The organism is Lacinutrix algicola (assembly GCF_001418085.1).
GTDB lineage: Bacteria > Bacteroidota > Bacteroidia > Flavobacteriales > Flavobacteriaceae > Lacinutrix > Lacinutrix algicola.
Genome location: NZ_LIQH01000030.1, coordinates 23,799 through 50,379, shown reverse-complemented (window position 1 = coordinate 50,379; position 26,581 = coordinate 23,799). Strand labels below are relative to the sequence as shown.

At 32.2% G+C, this 26,581-nt stretch carries 29 protein-coding genes; 26 read left to right on the top strand and 3 right to left on the bottom strand.

What is annotated here, in order from left to right; all coding sequences use genetic code 11:
* The first annotated feature begins 39 nt into the window (after positions 1-39).
* From ASC41_RS05720 to ASC41_RS05705, 4 genes are read left to right on the top strand one after another with little or no spacing between them, the layout of a single operon-like run.
* A complete protein-coding gene (locus tag ASC41_RS05720; RefSeq protein WP_055435681.1) occupies positions 40-1,230 on the top strand; it encodes a pyridoxal phosphate-dependent aminotransferase in 1,191 nt (396 codons plus the stop codon).
* Positions 1,230-2,243, top strand: a complete 1,014-nt coding sequence (gene murB, locus ASC41_RS05715; RefSeq protein WP_055435680.1) for a UDP-N-acetylmuramate dehydrogenase — start codon at positions 1,230-1,232, stop codon at positions 2,241-2,243. The genes ASC41_RS05720 and murB overlap by 1 nt, the downstream gene beginning before the upstream one ends.
* Positions 2,244-2,298: 55 nt before the next feature.
* Positions 2,299-2,829, top strand: a complete 531-nt coding sequence (locus ASC41_RS05710) for an RNA polymerase sigma factor (RefSeq protein ID WP_055435679.1) — start codon at positions 2,299-2,301, stop codon at positions 2,827-2,829.
* 10 nt (positions 2,830-2,839) lie between these two features.
* A complete protein-coding gene (locus ASC41_RS05705; protein WP_055435678.1) occupies positions 2,840-3,637 on the top strand; it encodes an anti-sigma factor in 798 nt (265 codons plus the stop codon).
* Between the two features lie 83 nt (positions 3,638-3,720).
* On the opposite strand, the gene aqpZ is transcribed toward ASC41_RS05705, so the two are convergent.
* A complete protein-coding gene (gene aqpZ / locus ASC41_RS05700) occupies positions 3,721-4,428 on the bottom strand; it encodes an aquaporin Z (RefSeq protein ID WP_055435677.1) in 708 nt (235 codons plus the stop codon).
* A 193-nt stretch (positions 4,429-4,621) separates the two neighbouring features.
* Here aqpZ and ASC41_RS05695 point away from each other — a divergent pair, with 193 nt between their 5' ends.
* The 6 genes from ASC41_RS05695 to ASC41_RS05670 all read left to right on the top strand — a co-directional run bounded on the left by ASC41_RS05695 (position 4,622) and on the right by ASC41_RS05670 (position 10,694).
* Positions 4,622-4,825, top strand: coding sequence for a hypothetical protein (locus ASC41_RS05695; RefSeq protein WP_055435676.1), 204 nt, complete (start codon positions 4,622-4,624; stop codon positions 4,823-4,825).
* A 6-nt stretch (positions 4,826-4,831) separates the two neighbouring features.
* Positions 4,832-5,944, top strand: a complete 1,113-nt coding sequence (locus ASC41_RS05690) for a glycosyltransferase (protein ID WP_055435675.1) — start codon at positions 4,832-4,834, stop codon at positions 5,942-5,944.
* A complete protein-coding gene (locus tag ASC41_RS05685) occupies positions 5,935-6,480 on the top strand; it encodes an RNA polymerase sigma factor (RefSeq protein WP_055435674.1) in 546 nt (181 codons plus the stop codon). The genes ASC41_RS05690 and ASC41_RS05685 overlap by 10 nt, the downstream gene beginning before the upstream one ends.
* Positions 6,481-6,545: 65 nt before the next feature.
* Entirely contained in the window at positions 6,546-7,427 is an 882-nt protein-coding gene (gene lipA, locus ASC41_RS05680; protein WP_055435673.1) for a lipoyl synthase, read from the top strand.
* On the top strand, positions 7,428-8,441 hold the full coding sequence (gene gap, locus ASC41_RS05675) for a type I glyceraldehyde-3-phosphate dehydrogenase (protein ID WP_055435672.1): 1,014 nt from the start codon (positions 7,428-7,430) through the stop codon (positions 8,439-8,441).
* A 63-nt stretch (positions 8,442-8,504) separates the two neighbouring features.
* Positions 8,505-10,694, top strand: coding sequence for an ATP-binding protein (locus tag ASC41_RS05670; RefSeq protein ID WP_241489632.1), 2,190 nt, complete (start codon positions 8,505-8,507; stop codon positions 10,692-10,694).
* Here ASC41_RS05670 and lpxK read toward each other — a convergent pair.
* Entirely contained in the window at positions 10,691-11,695 is a 1,005-nt protein-coding gene (gene lpxK, locus ASC41_RS05665; protein WP_055435670.1) for a tetraacyldisaccharide 4'-kinase, read from the bottom strand. The genes ASC41_RS05670 and lpxK overlap by 4 nt on opposite strands.
* Before the next feature lie 78 nt (positions 11,696-11,773).
* Between lpxK and ASC41_RS05660 the strand changes: the two genes are divergently transcribed.
* The 3 genes from ASC41_RS05660 to msrA all read left to right on the top strand — a co-directional run bounded on the left by ASC41_RS05660 (position 11,774) and on the right by msrA (position 14,477).
* On the top strand, positions 11,774-12,868 hold the full coding sequence (locus tag ASC41_RS05660; protein WP_055435669.1) for a Nif3-like dinuclear metal center hexameric protein: 1,095 nt from the start codon (positions 11,774-11,776) through the stop codon (positions 12,866-12,868).
* Positions 12,869-12,871: 3 nt separating this feature from the next.
* The gene (locus ASC41_RS05655; RefSeq protein ID WP_055435668.1) at positions 12,872-13,651 is read left to right on the top strand and encodes a zinc ribbon domain-containing protein; all 780 of its coding nucleotides are present in this window, start codon (positions 12,872-12,874) and stop codon (positions 13,649-13,651) included.
* A 160-nt stretch (positions 13,652-13,811) separates the two neighbouring features.
* The gene (gene msrA, locus ASC41_RS05650) at positions 13,812-14,477 is read left to right on the top strand and encodes a peptide-methionine (S)-S-oxide reductase MsrA (RefSeq protein WP_055435667.1); all 666 of its coding nucleotides are present in this window, start codon (positions 13,812-13,814) and stop codon (positions 14,475-14,477) included.
* Here msrA and ASC41_RS05645 read toward each other — a convergent pair.
* Positions 14,474-15,274, bottom strand: a complete 801-nt coding sequence (locus ASC41_RS05645; RefSeq protein ID WP_055435666.1) for a class I SAM-dependent methyltransferase — start codon at positions 15,272-15,274, stop codon at positions 14,474-14,476. The two genes, msrA and ASC41_RS05645, sit on opposite strands and share 4 nt — an antisense overlap.
* Before the next feature lie 121 nt (positions 15,275-15,395).
* Between ASC41_RS05645 and ASC41_RS05640 the strand changes: the two genes are divergently transcribed.
* The 13 genes from ASC41_RS05640 (at position 15,396) to ASC41_RS05580 (ending at position 26,484) form a co-directional block, all read left to right on the top strand.
* Positions 15,396-16,046 (top strand): hypothetical protein, encoded by a 651-nt coding sequence (locus ASC41_RS05640; protein WP_055435665.1) that lies wholly within the window; start codon positions 15,396-15,398, stop codon positions 16,044-16,046.
* A gap of 17 nt (positions 16,047-16,063) precedes the next feature.
* Positions 16,064-17,332 carry a kynureninase gene (gene kynU, locus ASC41_RS05635; RefSeq protein WP_055435664.1) on the top strand — a complete coding sequence of 423 codons (1,269 nt, stop codon included), beginning with the start codon at positions 16,064-16,066 and terminating at the stop codon, positions 17,330-17,332.
* 81 nt (positions 17,333-17,413) lie between these two features.
* Complete coding sequence (locus ASC41_RS05630) at positions 17,414-18,811, top strand: FAD-dependent oxidoreductase (protein ID WP_055435663.1); 1,398 nt, start codon at positions 17,414-17,416, stop codon at positions 18,809-18,811.
* A gap of 137 nt (positions 18,812-18,948) precedes the next feature.
* Complete coding sequence (locus ASC41_RS05625; protein WP_055435764.1) at positions 18,949-19,353, top strand: RidA family protein; 405 nt, start codon at positions 18,949-18,951, stop codon at positions 19,351-19,353.
* A gap of 53 nt (positions 19,354-19,406) precedes the next feature.
* Entirely contained in the window at positions 19,407-20,048 is a 642-nt protein-coding gene (locus tag ASC41_RS05620) for a hypothetical protein (protein WP_152971425.1), read from the top strand.
* Positions 20,049-20,058: 10 nt separating this feature from the next.
* The gene (locus tag ASC41_RS05615; protein ID WP_055435763.1) at positions 20,059-21,495 is read left to right on the top strand and encodes an aldehyde dehydrogenase; all 1,437 of its coding nucleotides are present in this window, start codon (positions 20,059-20,061) and stop codon (positions 21,493-21,495) included.
* A 3-nt stretch (positions 21,496-21,498) separates the two neighbouring features.
* Positions 21,499-21,939 (top strand): GNAT family N-acetyltransferase, encoded by a 441-nt coding sequence (locus tag ASC41_RS05610; protein WP_055435661.1) that lies wholly within the window; start codon positions 21,499-21,501, stop codon positions 21,937-21,939.
* 1 nt (position 21,940) lies between these two features.
* The gene (locus tag ASC41_RS05605; RefSeq protein ID WP_055435660.1) at positions 21,941-22,723 is read left to right on the top strand and encodes an SDR family oxidoreductase; all 783 of its coding nucleotides are present in this window, start codon (positions 21,941-21,943) and stop codon (positions 22,721-22,723) included.
* Between the two features lie 185 nt (positions 22,724-22,908).
* Complete coding sequence (locus tag ASC41_RS05600; RefSeq protein ID WP_055435659.1) at positions 22,909-23,439, top strand: 3-hydroxyanthranilate 3,4-dioxygenase; 531 nt, start codon at positions 22,909-22,911, stop codon at positions 23,437-23,439.
* 101 nt (positions 23,440-23,540) lie between these two features.
* Positions 23,541-24,626 (top strand): amidohydrolase family protein, encoded by a 1,086-nt coding sequence (locus tag ASC41_RS05595; RefSeq protein ID WP_055435658.1) that lies wholly within the window; start codon positions 23,541-23,543, stop codon positions 24,624-24,626.
* Between the two features lie 55 nt (positions 24,627-24,681).
* Positions 24,682-25,323: an O-methyltransferase gene (locus ASC41_RS05590; protein WP_055435657.1), complete on the top strand. Its 642-nt coding sequence runs from the start codon at positions 24,682-24,684 to the stop codon at positions 25,321-25,323.
* A gap of 8 nt (positions 25,324-25,331) precedes the next feature.
* Positions 25,332-26,111 (top strand): HipA family kinase, encoded by a 780-nt coding sequence (locus ASC41_RS05585; protein ID WP_055435656.1) that lies wholly within the window; start codon positions 25,332-25,334, stop codon positions 26,109-26,111.
* Positions 26,101-26,484 (top strand): DUF3037 domain-containing protein, encoded by a 384-nt coding sequence (locus ASC41_RS05580; protein WP_055435655.1) that lies wholly within the window; start codon positions 26,101-26,103, stop codon positions 26,482-26,484. The genes ASC41_RS05585 and ASC41_RS05580 overlap by 11 nt, the downstream gene beginning before the upstream one ends.
* Positions 26,485-26,581 lie beyond the last annotated feature (97 nt).

Genomic DNA, 26,581 nt, shown 5'->3' with positions numbered 1-26,581 from the left:
ACTTTTTTTTTGCAACTTTGTGTTTTAAAATACAATCATATGCCATCGATTTCTAAAAAAGGGCTATCAATGCCTGAATCTCCAATAAGGAAGCTTGTACCATTTGCTGAAATAGCAACTAAACAAGGTAAAAGCATTTATCATTTAAATATTGGACAACCTGATATAAAGACACCTCAAATAGCTTTAGACGCTGTAAAAAACAACTCTTTAGAGATTTTAGCTTATACTAGATCTGAAGGTTCTGAAACATACAGACAAAAAATAGCAGACTATTATGCTAAAAATGATATTAATGTAAAGCATGACGATATTATTGTTACTACTGGAGGAAGTGAAGCTCTTTTATTTGCCTTTGGAAGTATTATGGATGTAGACGATGAAGTTATTATTCCAGAACCATTTTATGCAAACTACAATGGTTTTTCAACTGCATCTGGTGTAAAAGTTGTTCCTGTAATTTCTAAAATTGAAGACAATTTTGCTTTACCTCCTATAGAAGAGTTCGAAAAATTAATTACACCTAAAACAAAAGCGATTTTAATTTGTAACCCAGGAAACCCAACAGGTTATTTATACTCTAAAGAAGAAATAAAAAAACTAGCAGACATTGTAAAAAAACATGATTTGTTTTTAATTGCAGACGAAGTCTACAGAGAGTTCGCTTACGATGGTGCTAAGCATTATTCTATTTTACAAGAAGAAGGATTAGACGATTACGCAATAGTAATTGATTCTGTTTCTAAACGATATAGTATGTGTGGTGCTAGAATTGGTTGCTTAGTTTCTAAAAACAAACAAGTAATAAAAACGGCTTTAAAATTTGCTCAAGCAAGATTAAGTCCGCCAACATTAGCACAAATTGCTAGTGAAGCTGCTTTAGAAACTCCACAAAGTTATTTTGATGATGTTATCGAGGAATATGTAGAAAGAAGAAACACTTTAATTACAGAATTAAATAAAATTGAAGGCGTTAAAGTTGGTAACCCAAAAGGTGCTTTTTATTGTATAGCAGAATTACCTATAAAAAACAGCGATAAATTTGCACAATGGCTTTTAGAAGAGTTTGATGTAGACGGAGAAACAATAATGGTTGCTCCTGCTGCTGGTTTCTACTCTACTCCTGGAGTTGGTTTAAACCAAATTAGAATTGCTTATGTATTAAATAAAGAAAGTCTAATTAAATCTGTAAACATTCTTAAAGAAGCATTAAAAATTTATAAAGACTAGTGCAGATTTCACACAACATATCTTTAAAAAACTACAATACATTTGGTATTGATGCAAAAGCCAGACATTTTATTTCGGTAAATAATTTACCTGAATTAATTTCTGTTTTGCAACTTAAAGACTATCCTAATAAATTAATGCTTGGTGGAGGCAGCAATATGCTTTTAACTAAAGATGTAGATGCATTAGTAATACATGTTAATTTAAAAGGAGCTACAATTATTAAAGAGGACACCAACCATGCATTTATTAAAGCAAGTGCCGGAGAAAACTGGCATGAATTTGTACTTTGGTGTTTAGATAATAATTTTGGTGGCTTAGAGAACATGTCTTTAATTCCTGGAAATGTTGGTACGTCTCCAATACAAAATATTGGGGCTTATGGTGTAGAATTAAAAGACCATTTTGTGTCTTGCGAAGCTCTAAATCTTGAGACTTTAGAAATTGAAATTTTTAAAAATGAAAACTGTAATTTTGGTTATAGAAATTCAGTTTTTAAAAATGAAGCTAAAAATAAATACATAATAATAAATGTTGTTTTTAAACTAACAAAAAAGGAACACCAATTACATACTAATTATGGTGCTATTATTTCGCAACTAGAAGAAATGCAAATAAAAACACCAACAATTAAAGATGTTTCAAATGCAGTTATAGCTATAAGACAAAGTAAACTTCCAGATCCAAAAAAAATTGGCAACAGTGGTAGTTTCTTTAAAAACCCGATTATTCCTATTGAAGTTTTCGAGAAGTTAAAGCAAAATTTCCCTAAAGCACCTAGTTATCCTGTTACAGATAATACGGTAAAAGTACCAGCTGGTTGGCTAATTGAAACCGCAGGTTTTAAAGGCAAAACTTTTGGTAATTATGGTGTACATAAAAACCAAGCGCTTGTGCTTGTAAATTATGGAGGCGCAAAAGGAAAAGACATTCTTGAGCTTTCTAAATTAATTCAAAAAACAATTTATCGTATCTTTAATATCTCGATTGAAGCCGAGGTAAATATATTATAAGCAATAAGTTTGCAATCGTAAAGTTAAACTAACTAATAAAAGACACCAACATAGTTTGAGTACTTCAATTGAACAAGATATTATAGCATTATTAGAAGAAGGCGACAAAAAAGCTATTTCACTATTATACGAGCATTATTCTGGTGCTCTATTAGGTGTTGTTAAAAAAGTGATTTCAGATAATGATATTGCCCAAGATGTACTACAGGAAAGTTTTATAAAGGTTTGGAAAAAAGGTAAAACTTACGATGCCTCTAAAGCTAAGTTATTTACATGGCTGTATCGTATTTTTTATAATTCGGCAATAGACAAAGTTCGCTCTTTAAATAATAAAACAAACAAAGAAGTCCAGATTGAAGATTCTAACGTATATAAACTGACGACCAATAGTTTAAATCAAGACACTCTAGATATACAAAAGCACTTGAGTAGTTTAGAATTAAAATATCAGGTGGTTTTGAGCGCGCTGTTTTTTGAAGGCATGACCCAACAAGAAGCAAGCGAAGAACTAAATATTCCGTTAGGAACAATTAAATCTAGATTAAAAATAGGTTTACGTGAATTGAAGAAAATTTACAACCCTTAATTGTAATGTGATGACTGTTGATAAAGACACATTTTTAAAATCTGATTTGTTAGAAAGATATCTAACAGGTCTAACCAATACCCAAGAGAGTCTTGAGGTAGAAAACTATATAAATAAGTTTCCAGAAGTTAAGGAAGCCTATAATATTCTTGAAAGTAAACTAGAGTTAGTAGCCTTTGCAAATGCAGAAGAAGCTCCTACTCACCTACTAGGTTCTATATTAGAATCTTTAGATGAGAAACCAGTTATTACTTTAGAAACAAAACCAAAAAAATCGAGATTTAACTTTGGAATTGCAGCAAGCGTAGCAGCGTTAGTATTTGCTGGAAGCTCTGTATATTTTTATTTACAAAATCAAGATTTATTAAATGAGAACCATGTAATTGTTGACGAATTATACGATTTAAGAAGTGATATAGACCAAAACAATTTAAAACTTGAAGCTTTAGCCGAACAATTTTCTCAGTTAAATAATCCTGAAACTGAAAAATACATTTTAAACGGTAATCTTCGTGCTAAAAACTTAAAAACTATAGCCTACATAAACCCTAAAGAAAAAACATCTATGATAGATGTTGTCTCTCTACCAACTTTACCAGATAATCAAGAATATCAAATATGGGCAGACTTACAAGACAAGCAAGTGAATTTGGGTATTCTAAGTGTTAGGGATAGAAGCTTACAGCAAATACCATACACTAAAGATGCTTTGGGTTTAAGTATTACAATCGAACAAAAAGGCATTAAACGAAATGATAATTCTACAGACACTCCTGTTGCGGAAATAGAATTAAAACTTGAAGATTAATTAATATTTCAAAATAATTAAAAACAAAAAAAAGAGCCTCATAGCATTATGAGGCTCTTTTTTATTTACAAACAAGATATGCTTTAATTACTATTATTTGGTGCCATAAATTTATAAACGATACCTGCTAAAATTGCACCTACTATTGGAGCTACCCAAAACAACCATAATTGTCCCATAGCATTTGCTCCCGCAAATATTGCAACAGCTGTACTTCTTGCTGGATTAACAGATGTATTTGTAACTGGTATACTAATTAAATGAATTAGTGTTAAAGCTAAGCCAATAGCCATCCCTCCAAAACCAGGAGAAGCATTTTTATGAGTTGCTCCAAGAATAACAATTAAAAACATAAAAGTCATAACAACCTCAGTTACTAAAGCTCCTACTAAACCAAAATTCACACCATAAACGTTAGCATCATAAAAGTTTGTTGCAAAAGCACCTGGACTAGAGCCAATACCTGAAAAATCTGCAGAACTACTAACAATTAAGTACAATATAGCTGCACCTGCAAAACCTCCTAACACTTGAGCTATAATGTATCCAGGTAAATCTTTACCATCAAATCGCCCACCCATAAATAAACCAATAGAAACGGCCGGGTTAAAATGACCTCCTGAAATATGCCCTAATGCGTATGCACCGGTAAGAACCGTAAGACCAAAAGCAAGAGATACACCTACTAATCCTATTCCAACATCTGCAACACCTGCAGCTAATACTGCGCTTCCACAACCACCTAGTACTAACCAAAAAGTACCAATAAATTCTGCTAATAGTTTTTTCATAATTATAATTGATTTAAAGTTATAGTTGCCAATGTATTTAAGTTCAAGTATTTTACGCAAAAAGCGATTATAATTCTAAATAATTACGACTAAAAGTAAAAAAATACAGATAAACAAACAGGATTTAATAAGACTCCTTTATGTGGTATAAAACTATTATCTTTGTACTATTATTTATTAAATTTAAAAAAACGTGAAACTTTTACTACTTACTTTAGCATTATTAGGCATTGCAGTTGCAGGAATAGCTATTAAAATTTGGGCCAAAAAAGATGGTAAATTTGCTGGTACTTGTGCTAGCCAAAATCCTATGCTTAATAAAAATGGAGATGCTTGTGGTTTTTGTGGAAAAACTCCAGAGCAATTCGATAATTGCAACGAAACACAACACTCATAGCACTTCATGATTTTACTTGATGTTATTTTCTACAGCTTTGTTGTTGTAGTATCTATTCAAGTGGTATACTATGGTGTACTTTTTGGTAGTTTTTCTTTTAAAGAAGAAAAAACAAGCAAACAAAAAAGCAGTCCCATTTCTGTATTAGTATGTGCAAAAAACGAAGCAAAAAACCTAAAACAGTTTCTACCTTCTATTATTAATCAAAGCTATAAGGATTTTGAAATCGTTTTAATCAATGATGCCTCTATTGATGATACATTAGAAGTCATGGAAGGTTTTGCAAAAAAGCATAACAATATAAAAATTGTTAATGTAAAAAACATTGAAGCCTTTTGGGCAAACAAAAAATACGCACTTACACTAGGTATTAAAGCTGCTAAACATGATCACTTATTGTTTACAGATGCCGATTGTAAACCTGTTTCAAATCATTGGATTAGTGAAATGGCTTCACATTTTACTAATGAGAATACCATTGTTTTAGGTTATGGAGCTTATAATAAAATTAAAAACTCATTTTTAAATAAGTTAATTCGTTACGAAACACTATTAACTGCCATTCAATATTTTTCATTTGCAAAATTAGGCACACCGTTTATGGGTGTTGGCCGCAACTTAGCATACAATAGAGATGAGTTTTTTAAAACAAATGGCTTTATAAAACACATAGACATTAGATCTGGAGACGATGATTTGTTTATTAATGAAGCTGCAAATTCTAAAAACACATCTATTTGTTGTACAAGAGACAGCTTTACAACCTCTAACCCTAAAACAACTTTTAACCAATGGTTTCGTCAAAAGCGTCGCCATATTTCAACGGCTGATAATTATAAATTTAAACATAAAGCTTTACTCGCTTTATTCTATATCTCCCAAGTTTTATTTTGGACCCTATTAACCATATTGCTAATTAACCAATCCTATTGGCAATTTGCTTTAAGCTTATTAGCGTTTAGATTAATAATTCAATATCTATCTATTGGCTTTTCTGCAAAAAAGTTAAACGAAATAGATGTATTGTATTTACTTCCTTTGCTCGAACTGTTTTTAATTGGTTTTCAATTAACTATATTTATCACAAATCTTATCTCAAAACCTAAATATTGGAAATAGAAGAAGCCATTGTAAAAGCAAAACAGAATAACCAAAAAGCGTTTAATTTTTTATTAGACGAATATTGGGATTATGTTTATGGATTTCAGTTAAAACGTGTTTCAAACGAGCATGATGCTGAAGACATAACTATACAAACCTTTTCTAAAGCTTTTGATAAAATCGATAAATTTGATGAAAAATACACTTTTAAAACATGGCTCATTACCATTTCTAAAAACATACACATAGATTTAGTTAGAAAAGAAAAAAGCTCTATCTACTCTAAAATAACAGACCATCAAGACGATAAAATCTATCGTGTTCAAGACGATTCACCTTCTCCAGAAGACAAGCTAATTACAGAGCAAAATCTAGCAAAATTACTTCGTGATATAAAAAAGTTAAAACCACATTATCAAGATGTAATTAACCTACGTTATTTTCAAGAATTAAGCTACTCCGAAATTAGCCAAGAGCTTAACGAACCAATGAATAATGTGAAAGTAAAATTGCTTCGTGCTAAAAAATTATTAGCAGAAATCATTAAAAGATAATAGCTTTAATTACCTCTTACTATTTTATAGAATACTTCGTATCTTTGTAGCTCGAAAGAAAACCTATGAGCACAGAAACTCCTTCAATTATAGTTACAAAAGAAAGACAACCAAAACCAAAATGGCTACGTGTAAAACTGCCTACAGGAAAGAAATACACAGAGCTTCGCGGTTTAGTAGATAAATACAAGTTAAATACAATTTGCGCCTCTGGTAGTTGCCCTAATATGGGTGAATGCTGGGGAGAAGGCACAGCTACTTTCATGATTTTAGGTAATGTTTGCACACGATCTTGTGGGTTTTGTGGTGTAAAAACCGGAAGACCAGAAACTGTAGATTGGGACGAGCCAGAAAAAGTATCGCGTTCAATTAAAATAATGAAAATTAAACACGCTGTACTTACAAGTGTAGATCGTGATGATTTAAAAGATATGGGAAGTATAATGTGGGCAGAAACGGTTAAAGCTGTTCGTAGAATGAACCCTGATACCACGCTTGAAACATTAATTCCAGATTTTCAAGGCATAGAAAAACATATTGATAGAATTATAGATGTTGCTCCAGAAGTCGTATCACACAACATCGAAACAGTAAAGCGTTTAACACGTGAAGTTAGAATTCAAGCAAAATACGAACGTAGCTTAGGTGTTTTAAAATATTTAAAACAACAAGGACAACGCAGAACTAAATCTGGTATTATGTTAGGTTTAGGCGAAACTCGAGAAGAAGTTATAGAGACTTTACACGATTTACGCGATAGCGATGTAGATGTTGTTACTATTGGACAATACCTTCAGCCAAGTAAAAAACATTTACCTGTTAAAGAATTTATTACACCTGAACAGTTTAAAGAATACGAAGAAATTGGATTAGCTTTAGGTTTTCGTCATGTAGAAAGTAGTGCTTTAGTACGCTCTTCTTACAAAGCTCAAAAACACATAAACTAAATGATTACTGTTACAATAAATGGTTTTGGTCGAATTGGCCGTCGTGTTTTTAGACTATTACAAGATCATAAAAATATAAAAGTAGTTGCAATTAACGATTTGGCAGATGCTAGAACGTTGAGTCATTTACTTAAATACGATAGTATTCATGGTGTTAACGATGCTAAAATTTCGAATACAGAAAACAGTATTATAGTTAACAATAATGAAGTTATTCTATTAAACGAAAAACATCCAAAAGACATAAACTGGAAACTTTTAAGTCCAGACTTTGTTATAGAAGCCACAGGAAAGTTTAAAACTACCGAAGATTTAGAATACCATTTAAAAAATGGTGCTAAACGCGTAATTTTAAGCGTACCGCCAGTAGACGACACTATAAAAACCATTGTATTAGGAACCAACGAAAATATTTTAGACGGTACCGAAACGATAATTTCTAATGCATCGTGTACCACAAATAATGCAGCTCCAATGATTGCCATTATTAACGAACTTTGCGGCATTAACCAAGCATATATTACAACTATTCACTCTTATACTACAGATCAAAGTTTACACGATCAACCACATAGAGATTTACGCCGTGCAAGAGCTGCTGGTCAATCTATAGTACCAACTACAACAGGAGCAGCAAAAGCTTTAACTAAAATTTTTCCAGAACTAGCCAACGTTATTGGTGGTTGTGGTATTCGAGTTCCAGTTGCTAATGGCTCACTAACAGACATTACTTTTAATGTAAAAGAAACGGCTACAATAGAAACTATAAATGCAGCCTTTAAAAAAGCAGCTGAAAACAAATATAAAAACATTCTTGAATATACAGAAGACCCTATTGTATCTATCGATATTGTTGGTAACCCACACTCTTGTATCTTCGATTCTCAAATGACTTCAGTTATTGGAAATATGGTAAAAATTATTGGCTGGTATGATAATGAAACTGGCTATTCAAGTAGAGTTATTGACTTGATTATCAATTTATCGGAAAGAAAGTCACTTCTATCTGTTTAATAATTATATTTGTTATTGAAAAATCACCCTAAAATGTCCCAATTCTGCAAAATACTTTGTGCTATGTTTTTGTTTCTTGGAGCTCTTGCAAACGCTCAAGAGCCTACACAAGAAGAACTTGAAACGCTTCAAACACAAGTAAATGCAGCACTTTCTTTTGCTCAAAAAAGTATTGAAGACTCTCACTACCCTCAAGCCAAAGCAAGTTTAGAAAATGCATTAATTAATGCTGAAAAGCTTAAAAACAAAAAGAGCTTAGGTATAATATATTCTAAATTAGGTAAAATTCAACACCTTCAAGAAAACAACGATCAAGCAGTTACTACTCTTATTAAGGCAGTAGAAGTTCAACGTTTTGCTAAAGACAATTTTAATATTGCAGAAACATACAAAACACTAGGAGATGTCTACTTTACTACAAATAAATATGATAAAGCTATAGATTATTATAAATCTGCCGAAACATTATTTAAAGAAGAAAATTTACATAAATACCAAACTGAAGCTGTATTGAAAAAAGGACAAACCTTTTTAGCGTTAAATGAATTTAAAATTGCAGAAAACACCTTTAACGACGCTATCTCTTTATCTAGACGCTTTCAATTTGAAAAATTATTAAGCCGTAGCTTGCTTCAATTAGGTGAAGCACAAGCAAAGAATGGAAGCTTAGGATTAGCTTTAAAAAACGCAAATGAAGGCTTTAATATTGCAAAAGAAAATAAAATATTAGATGTCTTAAGCTCAGGTTATTTAACATTGAGTAATTTAAAAGAAGCAGATGGCAACTACCGTCTTGCAAACGAATATTTAAGAGCACATTTAAAACTTTCTGATTCATTAATGACTGTAAAGAGAGCATTGATATCTTCAGAAGAAACAAGCGATCTTTTAGTTCCAAGCCAAATTAACTACCAAAAACAAGCTCAAGCAGACTTAGAGGAAGTAGCCAGTTCTAGCACATTTACCCAATTAATTACAATATTAAGTATAGCGCTAATTACAATTCTTTCTCTTTTAACATTGTCACTTTACAAAAACAACAACATTAGACTAAAATCTAACAACGTTTTACATAAAAAAAATAGCGAGCTAATAGTAAGTAAAGAAAAAGCAGAGCTAGCTTCTAAAACTAAAGCAAACTTTCTATCTACTGTAACCCACGAGCTGCGTACACCATTATATGCTGTTACAGGTTTAACAAACATGTTATTAGATGAAAATCCAAAACCTGAGCAAATACCGCATTTAAAATCTTTAAAATTCTCTGGTGATTACCTACTAACTTTTATTAACGACATCCTCCAAATTAATAAAATTGAAGCTAACAAAGTAGAGGTTGAAAGCGAAGTTTTTAATTTAAAAAAGAAAATCGCTAATGTTATTTCTGCGTTAAACAATTCAGCTGTTGGAAACAATGTAAAATTGCATTTTGAATACGACGATAATTTACCACACAATTATAATGCAGATCAACTTAAAATATCTCAAATATTAATTAATCTTATTGGTAACTCGATTAAGTTTACTAAAAATGGAGATATATGGGTACGTGCTTCAAAAATTAATGAAGAGAATGGCATTTACAATGTTCGTTTTGAAGTTCAAGACAATGGTATTGGAATAAGCACAGAAAAACAAGAACATATGTTCGAGAGTTTTTCTCAAGGATCTATTCAAATAAACAGAAAGTATGGAGGAACTGGATTAGGACTTTCTATTGTTAAAGGATTAATAGACATTTTAAAAGGTAAAATATACCTTAAGAGTATGCTTGGACAAGGCTCTACATTCTTTTTCGAGTTACCTCTTCAGTTTGCAGAAGAAGCAATAGAAAAAGAACAAATAAGCTACTTTAAAGACATAAGTGAAGTAGAATTAAGCGATATTAAAATTCTTATAGTTGAAGACAACAAAATCAACCAAATGATTACTAAGAAGATTTTAAATAAAATGAAGCTTAAATGTGAGGTTGTAGAAAATGGAGAAGACGCTATAGAAAAAATAAAGACTAATACTTACGATGTTGTATTAATGGATATTCACATGCCTGGAATTAGTGGTATCGAGGCAACTAAAATTATTAGAACTTTTAACAAAAAACTTACAATTTTTGCACTTACTGCTGTTACTATTGAAGATAAAATGGTAGAATTTGACGAAGCTGGTTTTACAGATATTATTAGTAAACCATTTAAACAAGAAGATTTCGAAAAGAAACTATTTGAAGCTTTAATTCTTAAAGAAAATGCTTAATCTTCAATTCTAGTTTTTACTAATTTATCGAAAGTTTTATTATTATCAATTGCTACTTCTATTGGTAAATAATAGAGTTTCAAATTTAATTTCTCTTCAGTAATTAATCGCACATAATCTTTTTCCGTAGTAATAATCAATTCGCTTTTAGATATTGTTTCAATTTCTTTCCTAGAAAAATCATGATGATCACTATATTCTAAATGATCAAAATTCAAACCTTTACTTCTTAAAAAAGCAACTAATGGTTTTGCATTTGCAATACCGGTAACAAGCGTAAATACTTTTAAATTAGATAGGGCAATATTGTTTTTTGCACCAATAACTTCTTTACCATAACTAATACTACTAAAAAAAACGTTTTGATAATCTTTAGGCTTTAATTTAGTTTCAATTCTATTTTTTTCTTCAAGAGACAAATTATTGGGACACTTAGTAACAACTATAATTTGCGCACGTTTTGCTCCTTTCTTAGGTTCTCTTAAGTCACCTGTTGGCAAAACAATATCCTTGTAATATAAATTGGAGTAAGTAGTTAATAAAATATTAAGCTTCGCTTTTACTTTTCTATGCTGAAAAGCATCATCTAAAATAATTAAATTAGGTTTTTTATCGAGGTTTCTAAGATTAGAAATTCCATTTTGTCTATCCTCGTCTACCGAAACCTTAATGTCCTTTTTAAATTTATTATAAAACTGAAAAGGCTCATCGCCTAACGTTTGTGCAGAAGCCTTATTACCGCCTAAAATAAAACCTTTGGTTTGCCTACCATAACCTCTACTTAAAGTTGCTAATCGATACTCGTCTTTTAACAATCGTATTAAATACTCTACCATTGGAGTTTTACCTGTACCTCCTGCGCTCAAATTCCCGACACAAACAACTGGAAAATCGTAAGATTTAGAAGTTTTAATATCTAAATCGTACAATTTATTACGTAACCAAGTAATAACATAGTAAAAGGGAACAATAGGAAATAGTAAGACTCTAATAAATTTCATTAATAAGGTTTAAGCATAACGAAAGTAAAAATTTTATATTTGTTAAACTGAAATTCAATTAATCAATTCCTAAAATATATGATAATTCAAGATGTTATTAATCATTTAGAAGACTTTGCACCTTTGGCTTACGCCGAAGACTTCGACAATGTAGGATTACTTGTGGGAGATAAAAACACAAAACTTACAGGCGTTTTAGTAACTCTTGACACTTTAGAAGCCGTTGTAGATGAAGCCATTAACAACAACTGCAATCTTATTGTAAGTTTTCATCCTATAATTTTTAAAGGCTTAAAAAAACTTACAGGTAAAACTTACGTCGAACGTACGGTTCAAAAAGCAATAAAAAATGACATTGCCATCTACGCTATCCACACAGCATTAGACAATCATATAAACGGTGTAAACGATATAATTTGTGATCAATTAGGTCTTTCAAACCGAAAAATATTAATCCCTCAACCACAAACCATAAAAAAACTAACCACCTATGTTCCAAAAGATGAGGCCGAAAACTTGAGACAAATCCTTTTTAATAGCGGCGCTGGCACTATTGGTAATTACAGTAATTGTAGTTTTAATATTGAAGGTATTGGAACCTATAAAGGCAATGAGAATTCTAATCCTACAAAAGGAGATAAGAAACAAATTCATTTTGAAGAAGAAACCCAGATAAGCATCACATTTGCAAAGCATTTAGAATCTAAAATCCTAGAGACTTTATTTAAAAACCATTCTTATGAAGAAGTAGCATACGAGATTACAACTTTAGAGAATAAAAACCAGAATATAGGTATGGGAATGGTTGGTAATTTAGAAAAACCGATGTCTGAAATCGATTTTTTCGACTTCCTAAAAACGAAAATGAACACAAAAAACATTCGCCATTCAAGTTTTTTAAGTAAACCTGTACAAAGAATTGCTGTTTTAGGCGGTTCTGGCAGTTTTGCTATTCAAGCCGCAAAGTCAGTAAAAGCTGACGTTTACATTACTTCAGACCTAAAATATCATGATTTCTTTTCTGCAGAAGGCAATATTGTTTTGGCAGATATAGGTCATTATGAAAGCGAACAATACACAAAAAATGGTTTAGTAGCGCATCTTACAAAAAAAATTAGTAATTTTGCAATCGTTTTATCGACGACAAACACCAATCCTGTTAAGTATTTTTAAAATATGGCAAAGAGTAAAGAAATAAGTGTAGAACAACGTTTAAGAGCTTTATACGATTTACAACTAATCGATTCTAGAATCGATGAAATAAGAAGTGTTCGTGGAGAACTACCTTTAGAAGTTAGCGATTTAGAAGATGAAGTCACTGGGTTAAAAACAAGATTAGCGAAACTTGAAGACAATTTAGCGTCTACAGATTCTCAAATTAGTGAAAAAAAGAACCTAATTGAAGAAGCTAAAACGTTAATAAAAAAGTACAGCGAGCAACAAAAAAATGTTAGAAATAACAGAGAATTTAACTCGATTACTAAAGAAGTAGAGTATCAAGAACTTGAAATAGAGCTTGCTGAAAAACACATTAGAGAGTTTAAAGCACAAATTGAGCAGAAGAAAGAAGTTGTTGACAAAACTAAAGCTCATGCTAAGGAACGCGAAACACACCTTAAGCATAAAAAGAATGAATTAGATGCAATTTTAGCTGAAACTGAAAAAGAAGAAGAAGCTCTACTTAAAAAATCTGAGGATTATAAGAAGAAAATTGAAGAGCGTTTAGTAAAAGCTTATAATAGAATACGTACTAATGTAAAGAACGGTTTAGCTGTTGTGCCAATCGAAAGAGGTGCTGCTGGAGGTTCTTACTTTACAATTCCACCACAAGTACAAATGGAAATTGCTGCACGTAAAAAAATTATTACAGATGAGCATTCAGGACGTATTTTAGTTGATGAAGCTTTAGCTGAAGAACAAAAAGAAAAAATGGCTAAAATGTTTAAAAAACTATAATTCCATTTTAAATTATATAATTAAGCCTTCATTTTTTTGAAGGCTTTTTTTTGCTTTATACCCAACAAAGCTAAGATAGCATTTAACAAAACTTTAAATGATTCTCTGTAAAATACACGACACTTATCCGACTGAATTAAAAACATATATTAAAGCACTTATGAAAAAGATAATACTGTTAGTGGCAATAAGTTTAGCATTTAGTTGTAAAAACACTGCTCAAAATAAAGAAGATAAAACAAATAGACAATCTATAAAAACTGCTAAAGCTATAGAAGTTCCATTAGAAAACGGAATGGCAAAGGCTTATTTTGCTAGTGGTTGTTTTTGGTGCGTAGAAGCCGTTTACGAAAGCGTTAAAGGTGTAGAAGAATCTATTAGTGGTTATTCAGGCGGACATACAAAAAACCCAACATACCAAGGTAGTAACACAGGTAGAACTGGTCATGCCGAAGCTGTTGAAATAATTTACAATCCTGAAATAGTAAGTTTTGAAACTTTAGTAGACGTTTATTTTGCTTCACAAAACCCTACACAGGTTAATGGACAAGGTAATGATAGAGGTTCTCAATACCGCTCAATTATTTTTTACCAAAACGATGCGCAAAAACAAATTATTGAAACAAAAAAAGCTGCATTAGCAAAAAAAATTGGCAAGACTATTACTGCCGAAGTTTATCCTTTCCAAAAGTTTTGGATTGCAGAAGACTATCATCAAGATTATGAGAAATTACATCCAAATAATTCTTACATACAAAACGTATCTATACCAAGATCAAAACGTTTTCAAGCAAAAATGCCTGAAGTTTTAAAAGAAAAACATTAAAGCTTAGTCGCTTTAATTTCAAAAATAAGAGGATATAATTTATCCTTTGTAACATAATTGCCCGATTTGGTTTCGACTAATTCGGGCAAAACGTTATAAGGGCTTTCATCATACTCGTTTAAATACTCAATTTTTAAACCAGCACTTGTTAAAGCATTTATTACTTCACTTAAACCATGATTCCATCCGTATTCTTTACTCATCATTTTTGAGTCTTGATTTGCATAAGTCCCTTCATACTCCTCGTAGATTACTTCATCTTGCATATAACCATATTTCATAATTGGTTTACCTTCTAAGTAATCGAACATCCAAACTATTGGATGAAATTCTACCATATAAAAGGCGCCTCCTTTTTTAAGTTTATCAGCAATCATTTGTCCCCAAGGTTTTAAATCTGGTAACCAACCAATAACGCCATAACTTGTAAAAACGATGTCAAAAGTACCTTCTATATATTTACCCGTATTTAAAACATTACAGCATACAAATTTGGCTTCTAAATGTAATTCATCATTAAGTTGTTGCGCTAATTTTATGCCCTCATCACTTAAATCTACACCAACACATTTAGCTCCTAACCTACTCCAACTTAAAGTGTCTTGTCCGAAATGACATTGTAAATGCAGTAACGATTTACCGTTAACATCCCCTAGTGCTTCAAGTTCGTAACGCATTAAAGAAGTTTTTCCTTTTTTAAAGGCTTCGATTGCATACATATCGCTTTTGGCATGTACTTTTACCTTGTCATTCCACGTTGCTTTGTTTGCACTAAAATATTCCGAATTATTACTCATAATCTCAAAGTTTGGTTATTTAATGTGTTGCTATTAATCATTTCTTTTAACAATCAAATTTTGAACAAGCTCGTTTCAAAACTAATTAATATTTCTTAGCTTTGAAAGAAAACCAAAAACCATGTACAGATTATTAATTGTTTGCTTGCTTATTCTTTCTTCTTGCAAAAAAGGAACACCTCAAAAAGAATATACGTTAGCCGAAAAAATAGCCAATGCTCATGGTTTTAAAAACTGGGATAAAGTAAAAGAATTTCATTTTTCATTTAATGTCGATAAAGACAGTTCTCATTTCGGACGTTCTTGGGTTTGGAAACCAAAAGCTAATGAAGTAACAATACTTACTCAAAAGGATACAATTACTTACAAAACTTTTAAAATTGAACAAGAAAGCCTTGAAGCTGATCGTGCTTTTGTTAATGATAAATATTGGGCGTTATTTCCTTTTCAATTAGTTTGGGATACTAGCGCAACGCTTGGCGAAACTTCTAAGGCCGAAGCTCCAATAAGTAAAAAAGAACTTAATAAAGTCACGTTAACCTATCCTGTAAAAGGAGGCTATACTCCAGGTGATGCTTACGATATTTATTACGACGATACTTACACTATTAAAGAGTGGACTTTTAGAGAAGCTAATGTAAAAGAGCCATCTATGACTAATACTTTTGAAAATTATAAAGATTTCAACGGAATAAATATTGCCCAAGATCATAAAAAAGCTGATGGTAATTGGAACCTCAACTTTACAAACATTAAAGTAATTACAGAATAATTTATAAAACCAACCAAGTGTCAAACTATAATTTAGGTAACGACTTCGCTAAGCAATTAGACAAAGAAGATAAAATTTCGCATTACAGAGATCAATTTCATATTCCAAAAGATAAAGACGGAAACGATTGGTTGTACTTTACTGGTAACTCTCTTGGTTTACAACCAAAAGCCACAAAAGAATATATCCAGCAAGAATTAGACGATTGGGCAAACTTTGGTGTAGAAGGTCATTTTGAAGCCAAGAATCCTTGGATGCCTTACCATGAATTCTTAACAGAATCTATGGCAAAAGTAGTTGGTGCAAAACCTATTGAAGTGGTTATAATGAATACTTTAACTACCAATTTACACTTGTTAATGGTTAGTTTTTATCAACCTACAAAAACCAAATACAAAATTGTAATTGAAAGTGATGCATTTCCTAGCGATAGATATGCCGTACAAACACAATTAGAGTTTCATGGTTTTGATGCCAGTGAAGGCGTAATAGAATGGAAACCCAGAAAAGGTGAAGAGCTTTTAAATATTGAAGACTTAGAGACCATTCTTGAAGAACAAGGAGATGAAATTGCATTACTACTTATTGGAGGCGTAAATTATTACACAGGACAATATTTAGATATAAAGAAAATTGCAAAACTTGGTCATGCAAAAAACTGTATGGTTGGTATCGATTTAGCACATGGTGTTGGAAATATCAATCCAGATTTTCACGAGTCCGGAGTAGATTTCGCAGCTTGGTGTACATATAAATATTTAAATTCTGGACCAGGAAGTTTAGGAGGTCTTTTTGTGCACGAAAAACATGCACATAATAAAGACTTAAAGCGCTTTGCAGGTTGGTGGAGTCATAATAAATCGACTCGATTTAATATGAGACAGCCATTGGACGTTATTCCGGGAGCCGAAGGTTGGCAACTAAGTAATCCTCCAATTTTATCTATGGCTGCAATTAAAGCCTCTTTAGATATGTTTAATGAAGTTGGAATGGATGCACTTCGAGAGAAGTCTGAAAAGTTAACAGGTTATTTTGAGTTTTTAATTAACGAACTGAATAACGATAAAATTAAAATTATAACACCATCTAATCCTAAAGAACGTGGATGCCAATTATCCATTCAAGTAAAGGATGCAGACAAAAATTTACACAAAAAATTAACTGAAGTAAATATTATTACAGACTGGAGAGAACCAGATGTAATACGTTGTGCTCCTGTGCCGCTATACAATACCTTTGAAGATGTGTATAGAATGGTGGAGAAGTTGAAAGAGATATTGAATTAATTTGTCATTCCTGCTTAGACAGGAATCCAGTATTAATTAAAACTAAAATAAGATTCCTGCCTTCGCAGGAATGACAGAAATATGAGTAAAAAAGAAAATATCGTAATCATTGGAGCTGGACTTTGTGGCTCTCTCTTAGCATTACGTTTGGCACAAAGAGGCTATACAGTAAACGTTTACGAAAGCAGACCAGATTTACGTACAACAGATATTTCTGCAGGACGTTCTATAAATTTAGCACTTTCAGATCGTGGTTTAAAAGCCATGCGATTAGCAGGAGTTGAAGACAAAGTAAAACCATTATGCATACCAATGTATGGTCGTTTAATACATGATATTGAAGGCAATACGTTTCCTTCAAATTATTCTGGAAGAGATAACGAATACATTAACTCTATTTCTCGTGGAGAACTTAATGGCTTGTTATTAACTGAGGCTGATTCATACGATAATCTAACGATTCATTTCAACAAAAAATGTAATGGTATTGATATCGAAAATAATACAGCTGCTTTATACGATTACGAAACTAAAAAAGAATTAGAAGTAAAAGGCGATGTTCTTTTTGGAACAGATGGTGCAGGTTCTTCATTAAGAAAAAGCTATTATCTAGAACGTAAATTTCTATTTAGTTACTCGCAAAACTATTTAACACATGGTTATAAAGAATTAGAAATCCCTGCTTCTAAAGAAGGAACACACTTAATAAGTAAAGATTATTTACATATTTGGCCAAGAGGAGAATACATGTTAATTGCACTTCCTAATCTAGATGGAAGTTTTACAGTAACATTATTTTTAAGTTATGAAGAAGGAGCATACAACTTCAGCAACTTAACAACAGAAGACACTATAAAAGAGTTCTTTGCTACTCAATTTCCAGACGCGTTAGCATTAATACCCAATATAGCAGATGAGTTTTTTAATAACCCAACAGGAGCTTTAGGAACCGTAAAATGCTCGCCTTGGCATTACAAAAACAAAAATGTGTTATTAGGAGATTCTGCACATGCTATTGTTCCTTTTTACGGACAAGGTATGAATGCCTCTTTTGAAGACGTAACCGTTTTTGATGCTATTTTAGAACAACATGAAGGCGATTGGGAAACCATTTTTAAAGTTTACGAAAAAACTAGAAAAGCAGATACAGATGCTATTGCAGATTTAGCAATAGACAACTATTACGAAATGCGTGATCATGTTGCTAATCCTATTTTTAAAGAAAAACGCACTATTGAAATGGCTTTAGAAAAAGAATTTCCAAACGTTTATTTTTCAAAATATTCTATGGTGACTTTTAAAGAAGATATTCCGTATTATGGAGCTATGACAAAAGGAAGAGCACAAGATAAAGCAATTTTAACCCTATTAGTGAATAAAGAAATTACTACAACCGAAGATTTAAATAGTATCTTAAAAAAGGTACAATTAGAAACCGAGGCTATTTTGCAAGACGATAAGATTGCAGGATTGAAATAGGCTTGTCATTCCTGCGAAGGCAGGAATCCATACTGTTATACAATTATTTATAATAGATTCCTGCCTTCGCAGGAATAACAAGAAGAAAGATTTAAACTAATATTAAAAAGATTCCTGCCTTCGTAGGAATGACAAATATGGAAGGAACTAAAGTAACACCAAGAGGAGCATATCCACATGTAAAACAAGTTGGCGATTTCATTTTCGTTTCAGGAACAAGTTCTCGTAGAGCAGATAACAGTATTGCTGGAGTTGATATTATCGACGAAATGGGAACTAAAAAACTAAACTCCTACACACAAACGCAAGAAGTTTTAAAAAACATAGACACCAATCTTAAAAAAGTTGGAGCTAGTTTAAAAGACGTTGTAGATGTTACTTCATTTTTAGTAAACATGAATGATTTTGCCGATTACAACAAAGCTTACGCTGAATTTTTTGATAAGGAAACAGGACCAACGAGAACAACTGTAGCAGTACATCAATTACCGCATCCCGATTTGGTGGTCGAGATTAAGGTTATGGCTTATAAAAAATCTTAACTTTCATTCCTGCAAGAGCAGGAATCGTTTAAATAAAATCTAAAAACTTTAGTTTGAAATTAGCTTTTAAATATTTATATATAGTGATTTTACTAATTTCTTCTTGTAATGAAGAAAAACAACAAACTCTGGAAGAAGTTGAAAGGCCAATAATTACTGATAAATTCAAACTAAAGTTTTTAAATGATATTTTAAGCAATAAAGAAGATGAGTATTTATATCCTTATGATTATAAAAAGCCATATTTAATGTTTAATTCCATTGAATATAAAGGAAATAAAGATGTCGCATATATCGCTGCGTTAGGAAAACCATCAACTTTACCAGAATATATTAATCATTTTTTTAAAGAGAATGATACTACATATATAATTAATCAAATAAAAGATAATAAAAATCTAAATGTGTTTCAACTTTCAAAATATGGACACAACATTATTGATTGGTCTAAAGTCAGATATACAGACAAGAATAGAAAAGAAGTCAGACTAATCTCTGAAGATTCAATTCAAAAATTAGTTACAGACAATGAAAAAGAAGGGCAGCTAATGTTAAGCAAACCTATTTTTAACAAAAAACTAAATAAAGCATACGTATCTGTAAGCTATTTTATGTCACATGGATATGATTTATTATACGTTAAAGAAAATTCCAATTGGAAATTCGTTAAGATTCTAAATCAGTATGTCAATTAAAAGTATTGCTATGAACATCAAAAACTACATCAACGGAACATTCCAAAACCCAATTCAAGACAATTGGATAGACAACTACAATCCTAGTAATGGAGAAGTGTACGGGCAAATACCAAACTCATCAAAAGAGGATGTAGAAAATGCATACAAAGCTGCCAAATCTGCTTTTCCAAGTTGGTCGAAAACAAGCATAGAAGAACGTAGTAGAATACTAATAAAGATTTCAGAATTATTAGAAGCTAACTTACAACGTTTCGCAGAAGCAGAAAGTAAAGACAATGGGAAACCTATTAGCTTAGCAAAAGCAGTAGACATACCAAGAGCAGCAAGTAATTTTAGATTCTTCGGAAATGCCATTACACAATTCGCAAGCGAAAGTCATGAAAGTATTGGGCAAGCCATAAATTACACTTTGCGTCAACCCATTGGTGTTGTAGCTTGTATTTCGCCTTGGAACTTGCCACTCTATTTATTTACATGGAAAATTGCTCCAGCAATTGCTGCAGGAAACTGCGTTGTTGCCAAACCAAGCGAAGTGACACCAATGACTGCTTATTTATTGGGAGAAATTTGTAACGAAGCAGGTTTACCTAAAGGTGTTTTAAATATTGTACACGGCCTTGGTGGCTCTACAGGACAAGCCATTATAGAACATGAAGACATAAAAGCGATAAGCTTTACAGGAGGAACAGCAACAGGAGCGCATATTGCAAAAGTAGCAGCTCCACTATTTAAAAAATTATCTTTAGAATTAGGCGGAAAAAACCCAAACATCATTTTTGCAGATTGCGATTATGATGATATGTTAGACACAACAGTGCGTTCTTCTTTTGCAAATCAAGGTCAGATTTGTTTATGCGGAAGTCGCATTTTTGTAGAAACTTCTATTTATGAAAAGTTCAAGAAAGATTTTGTTGCTAAAGTGAAGGCTTTAAAAGTTGGACATCCATCTGAAGCTTCAACCAATATTGGAGCATTAGTATCCAAACCGCATATAGAAAAAGTAAAAGAATATATAAATATCGCTAAAGCGGAAAATGGAACAATACTCTGTGGAGGAAATGAAGTGACTGTAAAAGGTTATGAAAACGGTTACTATTTAGAACCTACAGTTATCGAAGTTCCAAACGATGAATGCAGAGTCAACCAAGAAGAAATTTTTGGACCTGTAGTTACCATTATGCCTTTTACTACAGAAGACGAAGTCTTAAAAATGGCAAACAAGGTAAAGTATGGATTGTCTGCAACACTATGGACAAATAACCTAAAGCGTACCATGAAAATGAGTAACGAATTACAGGCAGGAATTGTTTGGGTTAACACTTGGATGATGCGTGATTTAAGAACACCTTTTGGTGGCATAAAAGCTTCAGGTGTAGGACGCGAAGGTGGTTTTGAAGCCTTACGTTTTTTTACAGAAGCTAAGAATGTTTGTATTAAGTATTAAGAAATGATAGAGATAAAAAAAGATATCTATTTTTCTTCTAACAGAGAAGATATGGACTTTAATATAATCTATTCTTTTATAAAAAACACTTATTGGGGAACATTACGAACCGAAGAAGAACAACAAATAGCAATGGATAATACCATTAATTTTGGGTTATTCTATAAAAAGAAACAAATAGCATATGCTCGCGTAATGACAGACAAAGTTTTCTTTGCCTATTTACTTGATGTCTTCGTGATTGAAGAATACCAAGGTCAAGGTTGTTCTAAATTATTGATGGATAAAATTTTAAATTTCCAAGAGTTAATAAACATCGATAAATGGATGTTGGCAACAAAAGATGCTCATGGATTGTATAAGAAGTTTGATTTTACAACTATTGCAAGCCCAGAAAAACTAATGGAAAGACTAAACGAACGCGCTAAGAAAATATATAAATAATATGGATTTACAACTTAACAACAAATACGCATTGGTTTGCGGAAGCACAGCAGGAATAGGAAAAGCAACAGCAATGGCTTTAGCCGAAGAAGGTGTGCAAGTAACACTTATTGCTAGAAACGAAGATAAATTGAAAGCAACTTTAAAAGAGTTACCTCAACATAGAAATCACGATTACATAGTTGCCAATTTCTCTAATCCGAAGGCATTAAAAGAAAAGGTAGAAGCTTACGTAAAAGAAAACCATGGTTTTCACGTGTTAGTAAATAATACAGGTGGCCCAAAAGGAGGACCTGTATTTTCGGCAGACATCGAAGAATTTGAAAGTGCATTTACACAACATTTAAAATGTAACCATGTGTTAGCGCAAGCGGTAGTTCCGTTTATGAAAAGTGAAGGATTTGGTAGAATTATAAACGTAATCTCAACGTCTGTTAAACAGCCTTTAGATGGTTTAGGCGTAAGTAATACTATTCGCGGAGCCGTTGCCAATTGGAGTAAAACGTTGGCTAACGAACTCGGACAGTTTGGTATTACGGTAAATAATGTGTTGCCTGGAGCAACGGGAACGGATCGTTTGGCTGAAATTATTAAAAACAAGTCGGCTAAATCTGGAAACACAGAAGAAGAATCTGCTAATGCCATGAAAAGTGCAGTGCCTGCAAAACGTTTTGCTAAGCCAGAAGAGTTAGCAGATGCTATTACTTTTCTAGCAAGTGTACGTGCTGCATATATTAACGGAATTAATCTTCCGGTTGATGGCGGAAGAACGAAGAGTTTATAATGCTGTATTCCGTTTTTTATCACTAATTTTATTGAATTGATGAATTTGCGTTAAGGATTGAAAGGTTTGTTTGAGCTCCTCGCAGAGAGCGAGCCTTGAAAGCCTGACCCTTTTTAGGGTAACGCCCAAAAACATATTAAGATCTTGAATTTAATTCAGGATGATAAAAATTAAAAATTTGTATCATGAGTAAATTATTTCCGCCTATAAATTTTAAAGCTTGGATTGAAGAAAATAGACATCTTTTAAAACCACCTGTTGGTAATAAAGTGGTATGGAAAGATGGCGATTTTATTGTTATGGTTGTTGGTGGTCCAAATAATAGAAAGGATTACCATTATAACGAAACACCTGAGTTTTTTCATCAGATTGAAGGAGATATTATCTTAAAAGTAATTGATGAAGGTGTGCCTAAAGACATACATATAAAAGAAGGCGAAATATTTTTATTGCCTCCTAAAGTACCGCACTCACCGCAACGTGGTACAAATACTGTAGGATTAGTAATTGAATACCCTAGAGATAAAGGTGTACAAGATGCATTGCTTTGGTTCTGTGAAAATTGCACAACCAAATTATATGAAGAAGATTTTACGGTGAAAAATATTGAAACAGATATGCCTAAAATATTCGATAAATATTATGGAGATTTAGACAAGCGTACGTGCCCAAATTGCAGTGCAATTATGGAAGCGCCTTCGAAAGTAAAAATATAATAAACAAAAACCAACCTGTCATTGCTAGCCTTTTAAAGCTGCAATCTGTTTAATAAACGGAATGACATTAATAAGATTCCTGCTTTCGCAGGAAAGACAAAATGGAAAAACGTAAACTTAGAATTAACGGTCACTCACATCTATTGCCATATCCAGAGGAAATCCCTCAGTTTATGCAAGACAAAGAAATTTTTTGGGTGGATAAGGATCGAAAATTCATGCTTCAAAAAGATTGGAACAGACCAATTACAGATTCTAGTTTTTTCTTAGATGAAAAGCTAGCTTGGATGGAGCGTTTTAAAATCGATCATGCCGTAGTTTTAAACTTATCGCAATTGTACGGTAACGGTTTGCGTGTGGAAGAAATGAAGCAAGCGCTTAAATTTCAAAACGATTTTAATGCTAAAGTACAGCGTGAAAACCCAAGTAAATTTACCTGTGGTTTTGTGGTGCATCCTGGTTTTGTTAGAGGTGCTTGTTGGGAAATTGAACGCTGTGTAGAGGAGTTAGGTATGCAATTACTTTGTTTGCCTACACACTATATGGATACTATTGGCACTTGGCGTTGTATTTTTGATGAGGAAAATGAGCCTATTTTTGAAATGGCTAATAAGTATAATTTAGCTGTAGAAATCCATCCTTACGATGGTGAAAAATTTATAAAATTAGAGAACACGTCTTGGCGTTTTCATTTAATATGGATGTTAGCACAATGTGCAGATGCATACCACTTTTTAACTTTAAACGGTTATCAAGATAAGTACCCAAATATGCGAACTTGTTTTGCTCATGGTGGGCAGTTAGCACAAATAAATTTAGGACGACGTATTCAAGGTTTTGATGGTAGACCAGATTTATTTGAAGGCAAAAGTCACCCAAGAAAAGCAGTTGGACATAAAAACATCTTTTTTGATACGTTAGTACACGACACTGGTGGATTAGATTTGTTATTAAAAAACCAAGGTTCTAAACAAGTTTTAATGGGACTTGACGATCCATATCCATTGGGAGAGATGGAAAGTGAGAAACAAAGTTCTTATCCTGGAAAAATTTTAGATTTAGCGATAGATAGAAAGATTATTACAGAACCAGAACGTGATGCTATTTGGGAAGATAACGTAATCCAATGGTTATGTGGAGACGATCAAGCAGCTAAAGATAAATTGGTTAAACGAATTTTAGGTTAATTAAAAAAAGTAGAAGTTGTAAGGTTTTTACACCTTTAATACCTAGTAAATATACATGCATTTTATACCAGAAAAATTAGACGATTACGTAGTAGCACATTCTGAAAACGAACCCGAATTACTACAGCAATTAACACGCGATACTTTTAGAAAAATATTACAACCTCGCATGTCTAGCGGACCTTACCAAGGTCGTGTTTTGAGTATGATTTCTAAATTAATTAATCCGAAATACATTCTAGAAATAGGAACTTTTACGGGTTATTCAACTTTGTGTTTGGCCGAAGGTTTACAACCTAGCGGAACTCTTGATACTATAGATACAAATGAAGAGCTCTTCGATTTTCAACGTGAGTTTTTCGATAAATCTGAATATGGATCGCAAATCAATCAACATTTAGGTAACGCTTTAGAAATTATTCCGCAGCTTAATAAAACTTTTGATTTGGTTTTTATAGATGCCGATAAGGATAACTATGTTAATTATTTCAACCTAATTATTGATAGAATGAATCCTGGTGGAATTATATTATCTGATAATGTTTTATGGAGCGGAAAAGTAATTGAAGTACTTAATCCTAAAGATAAAATGACAAAAGCGGTTTTAGAATACAATACACTTTTAAAAGAAGACAAAAGAGTAGAAACAGTGGTTTTACCAATTCGAGATGGCTTAACTATTAGTAGAAAATTATAATATACATTATGAGTAAACTAAACATAAGAACCGTTGATGTTACACAATACATTACGCCTTTAAGAGAAGGTGGTTCTTTACCTGCTATTGTTAAAGCTAGCGACGATTTTCTATATGTCTTAAAATTTAGAGGTGCTGGTCAAGGTAAAAAAGCGTTGATTGCCGAGTTTATTGGTGGTGAATTAGCACGAGCTATTGGTTTAAAAGTTCCTGAGTTGGTGTTTATGAATTTAGACGATTCTTTTAGTAAAACCGAACCTGACGAAGAAATACAAGACTTACTTAAATTTAGCGTAGGCTTAAATTTAGGTTTACATTATTTAAGTGGCTCAATAACCTTCGATCCATTGGCGTCTGTTGCAGATGCTAAAACGGCATCTAAGGTTGTATTGTTGGATAGTATTATTAGCAATATCGACCGAACTGCTAAAAATCCAAATGTATTAAATTGGAATAAAGAATTATGGGTTATAGATAATGGCGCGAGTTTCTATTTTCACCATAATTGGGAAACATGGAGAAATCATTTAACCAGAACGTTTCCGTTAATAAAAGACCATGTGCTTTTAAGTCGTGCAACAGATTTAGAGAATGCATCTAAAGACATAATAAAGGCTTTAGATAAGAATACTATTGAAGAAATTATAAACACGATTCCTGAGGATTGGTTATTAAACGAATCTGACACCTTAAAACCAAACGAAATAAGAGCTGCTTATATTGAGTATTTAAATGCTAAGCTATCAATGATTGATTCACTAGTTAAAGAAGCTCAAGATGCAAGATAAAGTAACTTTTGAATACGCCATTATTAGATTGGCACCTAGAGTAGAACGCGAGGAGTTTTTTAATATTGGAGTGATTTTATTTTCTAAAAGAAAAAAATTTCTTGATGTTAAATACAGCATCGACAGCGCAAAATTAAATGCTTTTTCATGCGACCTAGATTTAGAAGCCTTAAATAGTTACCTAAAATCTTGGGACTTAATTTGCAAAGGAGATAAATCTGCAGGAGTTATTGGTGCGTTTGAATTATCTGATAGATTTAGGTGGTTAGCAGCATCGAGAAGTACTGTTATACAAAGTTCTAAAACACACTCTGGTTTAACCGATAATCCAGAAAAAGAATTAGAAGATATTTTTGAAAAATACGTTTTGTAAAAACGTAACGATAATAATAATAATAATAATAATAATAATAATAGAAAAAAACCTCTTCAATATGAAGAGGTTTTTAGTTTTAAATATTAAATAAAAA